This window comes from Micromonospora sp. WMMD737, from assembly GCF_049179055.1.
GTDB classification, from domain to species: domain Bacteria; phylum Actinomycetota; class Actinomycetes; order Mycobacteriales; family Micromonosporaceae; genus Micromonospora; species Micromonospora reichwaldensis.
On the sequence record NZ_JBMHMH010000001.1, the window covers coordinates 1,726,992 to 1,739,949 of the forward strand.

The window sequence follows — 12,958 nt, forward strand, 5'->3', positions numbered from 1 at the left end:
TACGACACGCCGACACGTCTCCAATGTTGCGCAGTTCAAGTCGGGAACCCGTCAGACCGGCTCGGGCGAGCCGGCGGGGGCGTACCAGGTGCCGACCCGGCGGGCCGCCGCGAAGCTGGCCCAGGCCACCGCGTCGACCAGGGCCGCGTCGCCCGGCTGGTGGCGGCGGAACTCCGTGACCACCTCCTCGTCGACCTGGTAGGAGGCGAACACGGTCAGCAGGGCCAGGCGGCCGGCGGCCCGCTCCGCCTCGGGCAGCGGCGCGATCAGCCGCTCGCACCACTGTCGACTCAGGCCGGTCTCCTCCCCCCGCCAGGCGTCGAGGCGTTCCGCGACCAGCTCCCGGACCGCCGCCGGGACCGCCCGCTCGCCGGCCGCCTCGAACGCCGCGTAGGCGCGGGCCATCGCCCCGGCCACGTGCGGGCTGCCCGCCGCCCAGGCGGCCTCCGCCGGCAGCGGCGCCGGCGGCAACAGCTCCACCGAGCGGCCCGGCTCGCGGGCGTCGCGCAGCGTCCCCTGCAACACCCAGCCGATGCCCCGCTTCAGGCGCCGGCGCGCCCGCGGCGACAGCCCCGGCGGAAGCAGGAAGTTGGAGAGGAACACGTTGACCACGCGGGCGATGTAGTGGAAGCCCACCACCACGCCGACCAGCTCCGGGCGGTCCCGCTCCGGAAACGGCAGGACCGGCCGCGACGTCTGCGGCTGGTGTGCCGTACGGCCCCACTCCGCCGCCACGCGGATGCGCCGGTCGGCGATCTCGGTGAGCCGGTCGGCCACGATCGCCTCCGCGTCGTGCTCCGTGGAGAGCTCGTAGAGCCCGACGCTGTGCATGTCCACGCAGTACGGGCAGATGTTCGCCACGGACACCGCGGCGGCCACCGCCTCCTTGGTCGCCCGGTCCACGTTCTCCGTCGGCAGCAGCGGCTCCCGCATCACCATCCAGTACGCCGCCAGCACCTCCGGCGACGGGGAGTGCAGCTGCGCCGGCGGCACCACCAGTTGCATCTCCTGCGCGACCTGCCGGTAGACGGCGTCCACCAGGCCCTCTGCGGACCCCTGCGGCACCGGCGTGACGTAGTTGACCTGGCGCTGGACCACCGACGATGCCACCCGACGAGCGATCATGATCTGCCTCCTGCTCTGCGCCGCCCCGCCGGACGGTCACGACGACGGCTCCCACGACTGCGGCAATGCCAGTATTGGGAGTCCGGGGGCGCAGGCAACGCCATCGACGCCGGTTGAGCACCCTGGGAGAAGGAGGGCCCGGCGGCGCCCGCCCATGATGGGCGACGACCCAGTCCCCCACCCGCGGGAGTCGCGATGCTGGTCCTGGTAACCGGTGGCACCGGATTCATCGGCTCCCACTCGACGGCGGCCGTCCTCGACGCCGGGCACCGGGTCCGGCTGCTCGTACGCGACCCGGCCCGCGCCCGGCGCGTGCTGGCGGCGCTGGGCGCCGACGCCGGACGCGTGGAGCTGGTCACCGGCGACGTCACCGACCCCGCCGACGTGGCCCGGGCCGCCGACGGCTGCGCCGCCGCGCTGCACGCCGCCGGCGTGTACAGCTTCGACTCGCGGGACCGGGCGCGGATGCGGGCGGTCAACCTCCGCGGCACCGAGGTGGTGCTCGGGGCGGCGCGGGCGGCGGGCCTCGACCCGATCGTGCACGTCTCCACCTTCGGCGCGCTGCTGCCGGCCACGGGGTCGCCGCTGACCGTCGACTCCCCGGTGGGCGCGCCCCGGGAGGCGTACCTGAGCAGCAAGGCCGCCGCCGAGCACGTGGCGCGCCGGCACCAGGACGACGGGGCGCCGGTGGTCATCACCTATCCGCTGGCCTCGCTCGGGCCCGACGACCCGCACCTGGGCGACCAGACGACCCGGGTACGCAACGTGCTGCGCGGGCTGATGCCCATGTGGCCGACCGGCGGCTTCCCCGTCGGCGACGTGCGGGACGTGGCGCGGCTGCACGCGGCGGTCCTCGAACCGGGGCGCGGCCCCCGACGCTTCCCGGCCCTCGGCCGGTACGTCACGACCCGGGAGTTCGTCGACGCGCTGCGCCGGGTCACCGGGCGGGCCCTGCCCACCCTCCGGCTGCCGGCCCCGGCCCTGCTGCCGATGGGCCACCTGGTCAGCGCGGCGCAGCGGCTCTCGCCCGTGCACCTGCCCGCCGAGCACGGCGCCATCTACCTGTGTGCCACGGCCCGCCCGATGGACGGCACCCCCACCGAGGAGCTGCTCGGGCCGGCGAGCCGGTCGCTGGACGAGACCCTGGCCGACACCGTGCGCTGGCTGCACCGGACCGGGCGGCTGAGCCGCCGGCAGGCCGGGCGCGCCGCGCTCCCGGCGACCGCCGCGCCGCGCCGCGCCACCGAACCGGCCTGACCCCCGCCCTGGCCCGGCCGGACTGCGCCCCGCGCGGGCCGCCGCGCGGGACGGCCTGCCGTGCCCGCCGCGCGGAGCGCCCACCTCCGCCCTTGTGGAACGTGGCGTGGAAATTGCGCGCCCGCCGCCGTCCGCAGTTTCCGCGCCAATCGTCCCGGCCGTCGGGACGTCGGCCTCAGCAAAACAGAAGATGCGTCCCACCTGCGTGGGTAGCCACGATGATGCAGAACTTCACGCACCGTCCACGTCGCACGGAAAGCATTCCGGGCGACCACCAATTCATCACTTGCTTCCGCCGCCCTAGCGGGCGGTGGTCAAGCCTGCCCGAAAAAGTCCCGGCGGGACCGGTAACCGACGCGCCCGCCCCAGAAGGAGGTAGCCGCCGTGCAACCGGAAACACCCGAGGAGCAGCAGGCACGCGTGCTGACGCTGGAAGCGTTCGCCGACACCATCGTCCCCGGGGCGAAGCGGTCCGCCGACGACCGGGCGATCGCCGGCGTCTCGACCGACGGCGGCGCCGTCGAGTGCGGGGCGCTGGCCCTGATGGAGGACCCGGCCGGCGGGTTGTCGCTGATGCTGGGGACGCTCAGTGAGGCCCTCAACGCGCACGCGACCGGGTACGCCGAGGCGAACGGCCTGACCCTCGACCCGGCGGTGCCGCCCTTCGTCGCGCTCGCATTCGACCACCGCACCGCGCTGCTGAGCCACCTGCTCGCCCCGGACAACCCGGAGAAGGAGATGTGGGTGGGGCTGGCCCTGTTCAGCAACATGGCCTACGACAGCGCCGCACACATGAACACGCTCGACGCGCTCGCCGCCGGGCACCCGGGGCTGCTGGCGATCGGCATCACCAAGCCCGACGACGACGGGCTGTGGCGGTTCCCCGAGTACTCGTACGGACGCCCGCTGTCGCGACTGCACCCACACACCACCCCCACAGGGAGCCCGGCATGACCAGTAGCGCAAGCACCGACGTCGTGGTGATCGGCAGCGGCTTCGGCGGCGCGATCCCGGCGTACCACCTGGCCGCGGGCGGGGCGCGGGTGGTGGTCCTGGAGCGCGGACCGTGGCTGTCCAGCGAGGAGTTCGACCACGACTTCAAGCTCGGCTCGTCGTACACCCGGATCTTCGACTTCACCGTCGGCGACGGGATGAGCGTGCTCGGCGGCAACTGCGTCGGCGGCGGCAGCGTCGTCTACTTCGCCACCATGCCGCGCGCGCCGCAGTTCGTCTTCGAGCGGCAGGGCAGCATCGGCCGCCGGATGTGGCCGGCGGCCATCACCCGCGCCACGCTCGACCCCTGGTACGACCGGGTCTGCGAGTCGCTGCCGGTGACGATGCAGAGCTGGGACAAGGTGCCGTACGCAGGCGGCCTCTTCGCGGCGGCCTGCGCGCACGCCGGGCGCACCGCCAACCCCGTGCCGTCGGCCGTGGACGTCGACAAGTGCACCAACTGCAACTGGATGATGGCCGGGTGCCGCTTCGACGCGAAGCGCTCCCTGCTGCTCAACTACCTGCCGGCCGCCCTGGCGCACGGCGCCGAGATCCGGCCGTTGCACGAGGTGCAGCACCTCTCCCGCACCGAGGACGGCGGGTACCGGGTGCACTACCGCATCGTCGACGCGGAGGACTACCGGATCCTGCACGACAGCGGGACGATCGATGCCAAGATCGTCATCGTGGCGGCCGGGGCCGGGGCCACCCCGGTGATCCTGCAACGCTCGGAGCCCACCCTGGGCACCATGCCCCCCGCCGTCGGCCGGTACTTCTCCGGCAACGGCGAGCGGCTCAACACGGCCGTCTTCGACGACGACCGGGTCCGGGAGGTGCTCGGCCTCAGCCGCCCCAACGGCAAGGGCTACGACGCCAACCAGATCGGCCGCGGGCCGACGGTGGCGACCTGGGACCGGCTCGACCCCGACCTGCCCGAGTACGAGCGGTACTCGCTGGAGCAGCTCTTCTTCCCGCTGGGCCTGGGCACGATCCTCGCCCAGGTGCCCGACGCGCAGGGCCCGAGCTGGTTCGGCCTGGAGAAGAAGGAGATGCTGCGCCGCTGGCAGTCGTGGCTGACGCTCTTCACGATGTCGGAGGACGACAACGAGGGCGTCTTCGGGCCGCCGCCGGCGACCGGCAACGCCGACCGCATCTCCCAGCAGATGCTCGGCCGGGGCCCGTTGCGCTACCGGCCCACCGCCAACACGCTGCGGGGCTGGGCCGCCGCCGACGCGGACGCCCGGGACATCCTGGAGCGCGACGGGCTGGCCCGGGTGATGCCGTGGACCAACGACGTGGTCGGCGCGTACACGGTGCACCCGCTGTCGTCCTGCCGGATCGGCGACGACCCGGCGACGTCGGCCCTCGACGACCGGCACGAGCTGCGGCAGCACCCCGGCATCTTCGTCACCGACGGCTCGGCGGTGCCGGGCGCGCTCACCGTCAACCCGGCCCTCACCATCGCCGCACTGGCCGAACGCGCCGTGCCCGGCATCGTCCGCGCGGCACAGCAGCGGGGCATCGACGTCACCTACCACGGCTCGCTGCCCGACGGCACGGTCACCGCGGTGCCCCAGGTCGTGCCCAGCTAGGACCACGACGGGCCGGGGGCGCGCCCCGCCCCCGGCCCCGGCCCGCCCGACCAGGAAGGAAACCGATGGGCAGGCGACTGGCTCGGGTGACGAGCCGCACCATGCTGACCCACGTCCGGCACGTGACGCCGGTCGCCCCGGAGGCCGCCAACGGGCCCGTCGCGCGGGTCTACCGGCAGATGGCCGACGACTTCGGCGTCCTCGCGCCCCCGGTGCTGCTGCACTCCCCCGCCCCCGACGTGCTGCGGGCCTGCTGGCTGATGCTGCGCGAGACGCTGCTCGCCGAAGGGCTGGTGGGCCGCGAGGCGAAGGAGGTCGTCGCCGCCGCCGTCTCCGAGAGCAACCGGTGCCCGTACTGCGTGGAGGTGCACGGCGCCACGGCCGCCGGGCTGCTGGGCGACCCGGGCGGGTGGCCGGGCGCCGGGGTCGGCGGGATCGGCGACCCCCGGCTGCGGGCCCTGGCCGAGTGGGCCCGGCACAGCGGGGACGCCAGCGCGGCGCGCCGCCGTCCCCCGCCGTTCCCCGCCGCGCACGGGCCGGAACTGATCGGCGTGGCGGTGGCCTTCCACTACCTGAACCGGATGGTGAGCGTCTTCCTCCAGGACTCCCCGTTGCCGCCGGCGCCGGCCGGGATCCGCGCAGGGGTCCGGCGGACCGCCGCCCGCATCATGGGGGCGCTGGCGCGCGCCGGACGGCCGCCCGGCCGTTCCCTGGAGCTGCTGCCGCCCGCGCCGCCGGGGGCCGACCTGGCCTGGGCCGTCGGCCAGCCGCACGTGGTCGCCGCCTTCGCCCGGGCCGGCCAGGCGGTCCAGCACGCCGGGCAGGCCGCCCTGCCGGAGCACGTCCGGCAGCGGATCCTGACCTGCCTGGCCGGCCCGCCGCCCCCGGAGCCGGGCGGCGGCCGGTGGTTCGACGCCGCCGTCGCCGAACTGGCGCCGGCCGAGCGACCCGTCGCCCGGCTGGCGCTGCTGACCGCGCTCGCGCCGTACCGGGTGACCGACGCCGACGTCGCCGCCTGCCGCGACGGCGGCACCGACGACGCCGCGCTGGTCACGGTCACGGCCTGGGCGAGCCTCGCCACGGCCCGTCGGATCGGCGCGACCCTGTACGAGGACGGTCTGCGGTCCGCCCCGCTCGGCGTGACCGACGCCGACGCCGAGCAGGGGGCGTCGCGTGCGGAGCAACCGTGACCCGCAGCGGGGCGCCGAGGCGGTGACGACCCCGCCGCGACCGGTCAACCCGTGGGCGGCCCTGCTGGTGCTGTGCCTCGGCAACTTCCTCATCCTGCTCGACACGAGCATCGTCAACACCGCCGTGCCGGACATGATGCGGTCCCTGGACACCGGGATCGACAGCATGCTCTGGGTGCTGAACGGTTACCTGCTGGCGCTGGCGTCGCTGCTGATCGTCGCCGGGCGCCTCGGCGACCTGTTCGGCCCGCGTACCGTCTTCATGGCCGGCATGGCGGTGTTCGCGGTGGCCTCGGTGCTCTGCGGGGCGGCGCAGTCCCCGGGACAGCTCATCGCCGCGCGGGTGGTGCAGGGCGTGGGCGCCGCGGCGCTGCTGCCGCAGGCGCTGGTCCTCATCTCCGGCATCTTCCCGGCCGCGCGGCGGGGCGCCGCCTTCGGGATCTTCACCGCCGTCGCGGGCGTGGCCGCCGTCAGCGGCCCCACCCTCGGCGGTCTCGTGATCACCCGGCTCGGCTGGGAGTGGATCTTCTACCTGAACGTGCCGCTCAGCGTGGCCGGCGTCGCCCTCGCCTGGTGGCTCGTCCCCGACCTGCGCACCCGCCGGCCGCGCCACCTCGACGTGGTCGGCGTGCTCCTGGCCACCGCCGCGCTGGTGGGCCTCATGTACGCCCTCATCGAGGGCGAACGGCACGACTGGGGCACGGTACGCGGGCCCGTCAGCATCCCGGCGATCCTGGCCGCCGCGGCGCTGTGCGGGTTGGGCTTCACGCTGCGCCAGCACCGGCAGCGGGAGCCGCTAGTCCCGCCCGGGCTGTTCCGCCTCGGCAACTTCGGCCCGGCGACCCTGATCACGCTCGTCAGCTCCTTCGGGCTGTACGGCTTCCTGCTGGTCTTCGTGATCGAGACGCAGGCGCTGCTCGGCATGAGCCCGCTGGAGTCGGGCCTCGCCGCGCTGCCCTGGACGGTGGTGCTCAGCGCCGTCGCGCCGGTCGCCGGGCGGCTCACCGACCGGCTCGGCGGCCGGCGCCTGCTCGCGGGCGGGCTCACCGTGTACGCGCTCGGCGTGCTGGGCATGGCGCTACTGGTCACGCCGCACTCCACGGCCGGCACCTTCGTCCTGCCGCTGGTCGCCGTCGGTATCGGCATGGGGGCGTCCATCGCGCCGACCACCACCGAGGCGATGCGCCACGTCCCCGCCCAACTGGCCGGCGCCGCCGCGGGTGTGCTCAACACCGCACGGCAGGTCGGCGGCGCGCTCGGCGCGGCCGTCGTCGGCGCCGTCCTGCAACACCGGCTCGCCGACACCCTGCCCGAGGCCGCCCGCGCGGGGGCCGCGCAGCTGCCGCCCGAGGCCCGGGCGGACTTCCTGCACGGCTTCGGCGCGGCCGCCGGGGAGGGCGTCAAGCTGGGTGCCGGCCAGGCCGGCGGTTTCGTCGTGCCGCCCGGTACCCCACCGGAGCTCGCCGACCGGTACCGCGACGTGGCCGCCGGCGCGTTCGCCGACGCGTTCCTGCCCGCCGTCCGGCCGGCCCTGGGGGTGGTGGTGGGCGTCCTGCTGCTCGGCGCTCTGTTCGCGCTCCGGCTGCGCGGGCGCCCGGCCGGCGACGAGACGGGTCCGCCGGTCGACGGCACCCCGCCGCCCGACGGCGGCCCGGGCCACGGGGCCACGGAGACGGTCGGACCGGGACGTGGCCGCCGGTCGCGCTCCGCACAGTGGGAGAAGACTCCCGCCACGCCACCCGCCGATGATTGATGCGCCGGCACCGACCCGATCGGCCGGCTCCCCTGTCAACCGCCGGCCGTACGGCGCCGGCGACGTGCGCCACCGCACCGGTCGAGGTCACCCCCCGCGACGACGCCCGGGGTCCGCATCGTCCGTCCGGGTGGGGCGGCACCGCAGCGAGAGGAAGAGCGCGTGGCAGAACAGGACGTGTTCGCCGCCCTGGAGGCCGAGGGCGACGACGTCGACCGCATGGTCGCCGAGCTGGACGACGCCGGGTGGCGGACCGCCACCCCCGCCGAGGGCTGGACGATCGCGCACCAGATCGCCCACCTGACCGCCACCTTCCGGATGGCCGGCCTGGCCGCCGCCGACCCGGACGGCTTCCAGGCCCTCATGTCGCGCATGAGCGGCGACTTCGACGCGAACGTGAACGCGGCGATGGCTCCGTACCTGGCCGAGGCGCCGCCGGCGCTGCTGGCCCGGTGGCGCGAGGAGCGGACCCTCGCCGAGAAGGCCCTCGCCGCCGTCCCGGTGGGACAGCCGGTGCCCTGGCTCGTCCGGCCGCTCCCGGCGCCGGTGCTCGCCGCGGCGGGGATGATGGAGCTGTTCGGGCACGGCCAGGACATCGCCGACGCCCTCGGCGTACGCCGCCGCCGCACCGACCGGCTCCGGCCGCTCGTCGAGTTCGCGGTCCGCACCTGGGACTTCGGCTACCTGGCACGGGGGCTGGAGGTGCCGAGCAGCACGTTCCGTTTCGTCATCACCGCCCCGTCGGGCGCGGTCTGGCACTTCGGGCCGCCGGACGCCGAGCAGATCGTCCACGGCACCGCCGAGGACTTCTGCCTCCTGGTGACCCGGCGCCGGCACCGCGACGACCTGTCGCTCAAGGCCATCGGCGCCGAGGCCCACCACTGGCTGGACATCGCCCAGGCGTACCGGGGCCCGGCCGGCCCGGGGCGGCGGCCGGGACAGTTCGCCACCTCCTGACGTCCCGTGCGCCCCGGCCGGGCCGCCGGGGCGCACGGGACACCCCGCGACCACGGCCGAGCGCCGTGGTCGCTTCCGTGTGCCCGGCCCCCACCCTTCGCGTACCGCCTGCGGCCGACCGGGGTCCGCACCAGGGCCCGGCGCGACGGCGGACCAGGGCCGGGGCCAGCGCCGAGGCCGGAACGCCGCGAGCACGCCGACCACCGGGCCCGGCGGGCCTCGTCCCGGCAGGCGACGGAGGGCGGCCGGGCCGCCGGACGTACGACGAACCGCCGCCGGCGGGCCGGCGGCGGACGCGGGGGTACGACGCGACCCGGGCCCGGTAGCGGGACGCGGCCGGCCGGAGCCGGTCGTCGCCTTCCGCGCCCGGGCCCGGGTCGACGGGGTGGGGCGGGTCAGCCCTTGACCGGGCTCGACTGGTAGGACAGGACCCGCCAGTCGTCGTCGACGCGGACGGTGACGAAGACGATGCGGCTGCTGCGCTCGGGGGCGACCTCGGTCTCGCCGGCCAGCAGGATGCCGCCCTCGGCGACGATCAGGGCGGAGTCCCGGTGCAGCATGCTGATCTCGACGGGCTCGAAGGTCATCCGGGCCCCCTTGTACGGGCCGGCGAACGCGTCGGTCAGCCAGGCGCGGATCTCGTCCCGGCTCTGCAGCTGGTCGTCGCCCATCAGCATGCTGCCGTTGTCGGTGAACATCTCGGCGATGGCGTCGGCGTCGTTGGCGTCCCAGTTGGCCCGTACGCGCAGCGGCGCGGTGAAGGCGTGGCCCTCCTCCCCGTTGCTGTACGCCCCGTAGTGCTTCGCCCACTGCTTGGACTGCTCGACGAGCGACGCTGCCTTGTTGGTCATGGTGTGCTCCTCTGCCGGGTGTCGGATGTGAGTGGTCGCCGGCGCTCCGGTCGCGTCGGCGCGTACCGCTGGTGGTCGCCGCCTCGGGCCACGGCCGGTCGCGTCGCCGGCCGCGGCCCCGCCCGACGCGCTACCGCGCCGGGCCCGCCGCGCCGGCGGCCAGCGCGGGCTCGGTGGCCGCGGCCACCCCCTTGATCAGGTCCGCGGCCTTCTCGCCGATGGCGATGGTCGCGGCGTTCGGGTTGCCGCTGACCAGGCGGGGCATCACGGACGCGTCCGCGACCCGCAGCCCGTCGACGCCGAGGACGCGCAGCTCCGCGTCGACCACGGCGCCCATCGCGCAGGTGCCGGCCGGGTGGTAGATGGAGTGCGCGTACTGGCGGACGTAGTCGCGCAGGTCGGCGTCGGACTCCGACGCCGGCGGCCGGTACGGCCGCTCCACGTACGGCGTGAGGGCCGGCTGCCGGGCGATGTCCAGCCCGATCCGCAGGGCCGCCACCGCGTCGTCCAGGTCGGACTCCTCGGCGAGGTAGTTGTGCACGATCTTCGGCTTGGCCGTGGGGTCGGCCAGGGCGAGCTGCACCGAACCCCGGCTGCGGGGCGCCAACATGGACGGCCCGTAGGACAGCGCGTGGTCGGTGGGCGTCCCGAGGCCGTTGTCGGCGAACATCACCGGCGCGGCCAGGAACTCCACGTCGGGCGCGGCCAGGGCGTCGCTGGTCCGGACGAACCCGCCGGCCTCGGGGCCGTTCGCGGTCATCGGCCCGCGCCCCTCGGACATGAACAGCTCCAGGTTCTCCGGCGTGCCGGCGGCGAGCAGGCTGATCGGGTGCGAGTGGGCATAGATCAGCGGCACCAGGAGGTGGTCCTGGAGGTTCTGCCCGACCTGCGGCTGGTCCAGCACGACCGGCACCCCGAGCGCGCCGAGCAGCGGCGCCGGCCCGATGCCGGAGAGCATGAGCAGCTGCGGGCTGTTGTACGCCCCGCCGGAGAGCACCACCTCCCGCTCGGCCCGGATCTCGATGTCCTCGCCGAGCCGCTGGCCCACGACGCCCACCGCCCGGCCGTTCTCGATGAGCACCCGGTGCACCTGGAGGTTCACCTCGACGGTCAGGTTGGGCCGGTCGGCCACGGGGTGCAGGAAGGCGGTGGCGGTGCTGGCCCGCCGGCCGTCGCGCTGGGTGAGCTGGAACAGCCCGAAGCCGTCCTGCTCGGCGCCGTTGAAGTCGTCGTTGGCGCCGTAGCCGGCCTGCCGTCCCGCCTCGACGAACGCGGCGGCCATCGGGTTGCGGGCCCGCCCGTCGGAGACCCGCAGCGGGCCGCCGACGCCGTGGTAGGCCGACTCGCCCCGCTCGTTGTCCTCCGAGCGCCGGAAGTACGGCAGCAGCTCGTCGAAGCTCCAGCCGGGCTGGTTCCACCCGTCGAAGTCCGACCGGTGGCCCCGGACGTAGATCATCGTGTTGATCGAGCTGGTGCCGCCCAGCACCCGGCCGCGGGGCAGGTAGATCCGGCGGCGGTCCAGGTGCGGCTCGTCGTGCGTGTCGTAGTCCCAGTCGAGCTGGGTGCGGAACAGCTGGCCGAACGCCACCGGAACGTGCACGTTCTGCGCCGTGTCCGCCGGGCCGGCCTCGACGAGGCAGACCCGGACGTCGGGATCCTCGCTCAGTCGCGCGGCCAGCACGCAGCCCGCCGATCCCGCCCCGACGATTACATAGTCGTACATCCACCCCTCCTCGTCGCGTGCCCGCCCGCAGGCGTGACATCAGCGCAGCTGGTACGGATCCGGGGCGGCACCCGGCGGTCGCCGGGTGCCGCCGCCCGGGCCGGTGTCAGATGTAGAAGCTGTTCGGCTCCAGGCCGCAGAGCACCCGGCCGTAGAGCTCGAAGTTGGTCTGCGGGGTCATCAGGGCGTGCAGGTTGACCGTGTGCACGTCCCGGGCGATCCGCTGGATCGGCACCGAGCTGTAGACCGAGGAACCGCCGCTGGCCAGGGCCAGCACCTCCACCGCCTCGCGGCCGAGCTGGCAGACCGCGCCCACGTCGGCGCGGGAGCGGACCCGCTCCTCGAGCGTCCACGGCTCGCCCGAGCGGCCCTTGCTGTCGGTCAGGTCCGCGACCCGGTAGCCGTGGAACTCGGCCTGGTCGGCCTTCAGCGTCGCCTCGGCCACCTGGAGGTGGGTCACCGGCGCCTCGGCCTGGCTGCCGTAGTCGGTGTAGGTGATCTTCCGGCCGGGCAGCCGCTCGAAGAACACCTCCCGGGCGGCCCGGGCCAGCCCGATCACGGTGCCGACCGAGGACGCGGCGGCGACGCCGAGCAGGGGCGCCCGGTACATCGGCGACTCGGCGTTGAGCTTCGAGGCGTACTGGCCCTGGAGCACGGCCGGCAGCGGCAGCACCCGCTCCTGCGGCACGAATACGTCCCGGGCGACGGTGGTGACGCTGCCCGAGCCCCGCATCCCCGCGGTGTGCCAGTCGTCGACGACCTCCAGGTCCGACATGGGCACCAGCATCATGAGGGGCATCGGGGTGCCGTCCGGCGCCGCCCCCATCGCGATGATCTCCTGCCACTGGCTGTGCAGGGCACCGCTGATGAAGCCCCACTGGCCGTTGAGCAGCACACCCCCCGGCCGGGGCTGCGCGTTGCCGGTCGGGCTCAGCGTGCCGCAGACCCGCACGTCGGGTGTGCCGAAGACCTCGTCCTGCACCTCGTCGGGGAACATCCCGACCATCCAGCCCGGGATGCACCACACCGAGGCGGTCCAGGCGACGGAGCCGTCACCCCGGGCCAGCTGGGCCGTCACGTCGGTCAGCGTCCGGGTGTCCGACTCGTACCCCCCGTACCGCTTGGGGATCCGCATCCGGAACAGGCCGGCGTCGGCCATCGCCTCGACCACCTCGTCGTGCATGCGGCGGTTCTCCTCGGACCAGCTCGCGTGCTTCTGCAACAGGGGCACCAGCTCCGTCGCGCGACGCACCAGTTCCGTGCCGGGCACCGTCTGGGTGACGTCCACCCTGACCTCCTCGATAATCGTCGGTTCGGCGGTTACACCACCGCCGCGTGACCGCCGGGCGCACGGCGCGGGACCGGGCCGGCGGGGGCATCCGCCCCGGTCGCGTCCGGTCCGGCCAGCCGTCACCGGCGGCGGGCGGCGCGGTCGCTCGGGGCGCGCCCCGCCTGGGGTGGCCCTGGCATCGTCTGCTTCCGCCGGAGGTCGACGCATCTCCGCAAGTGCGGTGTCG

The 12,958-nt window shown here is 75.0% G+C and carries 10 protein-coding genes; 6 read left to right on the forward strand and 4 right to left on the reverse strand.

What is annotated here, in order from left to right; translation table 11 throughout:
- Nucleotides 1-51: 51 nt before the first annotated feature.
- A complete protein-coding gene (locus tag ACN27A_RS06870; RefSeq protein ID WP_421450477.1) occupies nt 52-1,125 on the reverse strand; it encodes a carboxymuconolactone decarboxylase family protein in 1,074 nt (357 codons plus the stop codon).
- A gap of 195 nt (nt 1,126-1,320) precedes the next feature.
- On the opposite strand from ACN27A_RS06870, the gene ACN27A_RS06875 reads away from it, so the two are divergent.
- From ACN27A_RS06875 to ACN27A_RS06900, 6 genes are all read left to right on the forward strand, one after another.
- A complete protein-coding gene (locus tag ACN27A_RS06875) occupies nt 1,321-2,382 on the forward strand; it encodes an SDR family NAD(P)-dependent oxidoreductase (RefSeq protein ID WP_421450479.1) in 1,062 nt (353 codons plus the stop codon).
- 384 nt (nt 2,383-2,766) lie between these two features.
- A complete protein-coding gene (locus tag ACN27A_RS06880) occupies nt 2,767-3,336 on the forward strand; it encodes a DUF5987 family protein (protein WP_132238202.1) in 570 nt (189 codons plus the stop codon).
- Complete coding sequence (locus ACN27A_RS06885) at nt 3,333-4,967, forward strand: FAD-dependent oxidoreductase (protein ID WP_132238204.1); 1,635 nt, start codon at nt 3,333-3,335, stop codon at nt 4,965-4,967. The genes ACN27A_RS06880 and ACN27A_RS06885 overlap by 4 nt, the downstream gene beginning before the upstream one ends.
- 101 nt (nt 4,968-5,068) lie before the next feature.
- A complete protein-coding gene (locus ACN27A_RS06890) occupies nt 5,069-6,157 on the forward strand; it encodes a hypothetical protein (RefSeq protein WP_421458393.1) in 1,089 nt (362 codons plus the stop codon).
- A complete protein-coding gene (locus ACN27A_RS06895; RefSeq protein ID WP_421450481.1) occupies nt 6,141-7,910 on the forward strand; it encodes an MFS transporter in 1,770 nt (589 codons plus the stop codon). Before ACN27A_RS06890 ends, ACN27A_RS06895 begins: the two co-directional genes overlap by 17 nt.
- 162 nt (nt 7,911-8,072) lie before the next feature.
- Entirely contained in the window at nt 8,073-8,867 is a 795-nt protein-coding gene (locus ACN27A_RS06900) for a TIGR03084 family metal-binding protein (RefSeq protein WP_421450483.1), read from the forward strand.
- Nucleotides 8,868-9,262: 395 nt separating this feature from the next.
- On the opposite strand, the gene ACN27A_RS06905 is transcribed toward ACN27A_RS06900, so the two are convergent.
- The 3 genes from ACN27A_RS06905 to ACN27A_RS06915 all read right to left on the reverse strand — a co-directional run bounded on the left by ACN27A_RS06905 (nt 9,263) and on the right by ACN27A_RS06915 (nt 12,729).
- Nucleotides 9,263-9,718: an SgcJ/EcaC family oxidoreductase gene (locus ACN27A_RS06905; protein ID WP_311413374.1), complete on the reverse strand. Its 456-nt coding sequence runs from the start codon at nt 9,716-9,718 to the stop codon at nt 9,263-9,265.
- A 130-nt stretch (nt 9,719-9,848) separates the two neighbouring features.
- Nucleotides 9,849-11,441 carry a GMC family oxidoreductase gene (locus tag ACN27A_RS06910; protein ID WP_421450485.1) on the reverse strand — a complete coding sequence of 531 codons (1,593 nt, stop codon included), beginning with the start codon at nt 11,439-11,441 and terminating at the stop codon, nt 9,849-9,851.
- Between the two features lie 106 nt (nt 11,442-11,547).
- Nucleotides 11,548-12,729, reverse strand: a complete 1,182-nt coding sequence (locus ACN27A_RS06915) for an acyl-CoA dehydrogenase family protein (RefSeq protein WP_132238214.1) — start codon at nt 12,727-12,729, stop codon at nt 11,548-11,550.
- Nucleotides 12,730-12,958 lie beyond the last annotated feature (229 nt).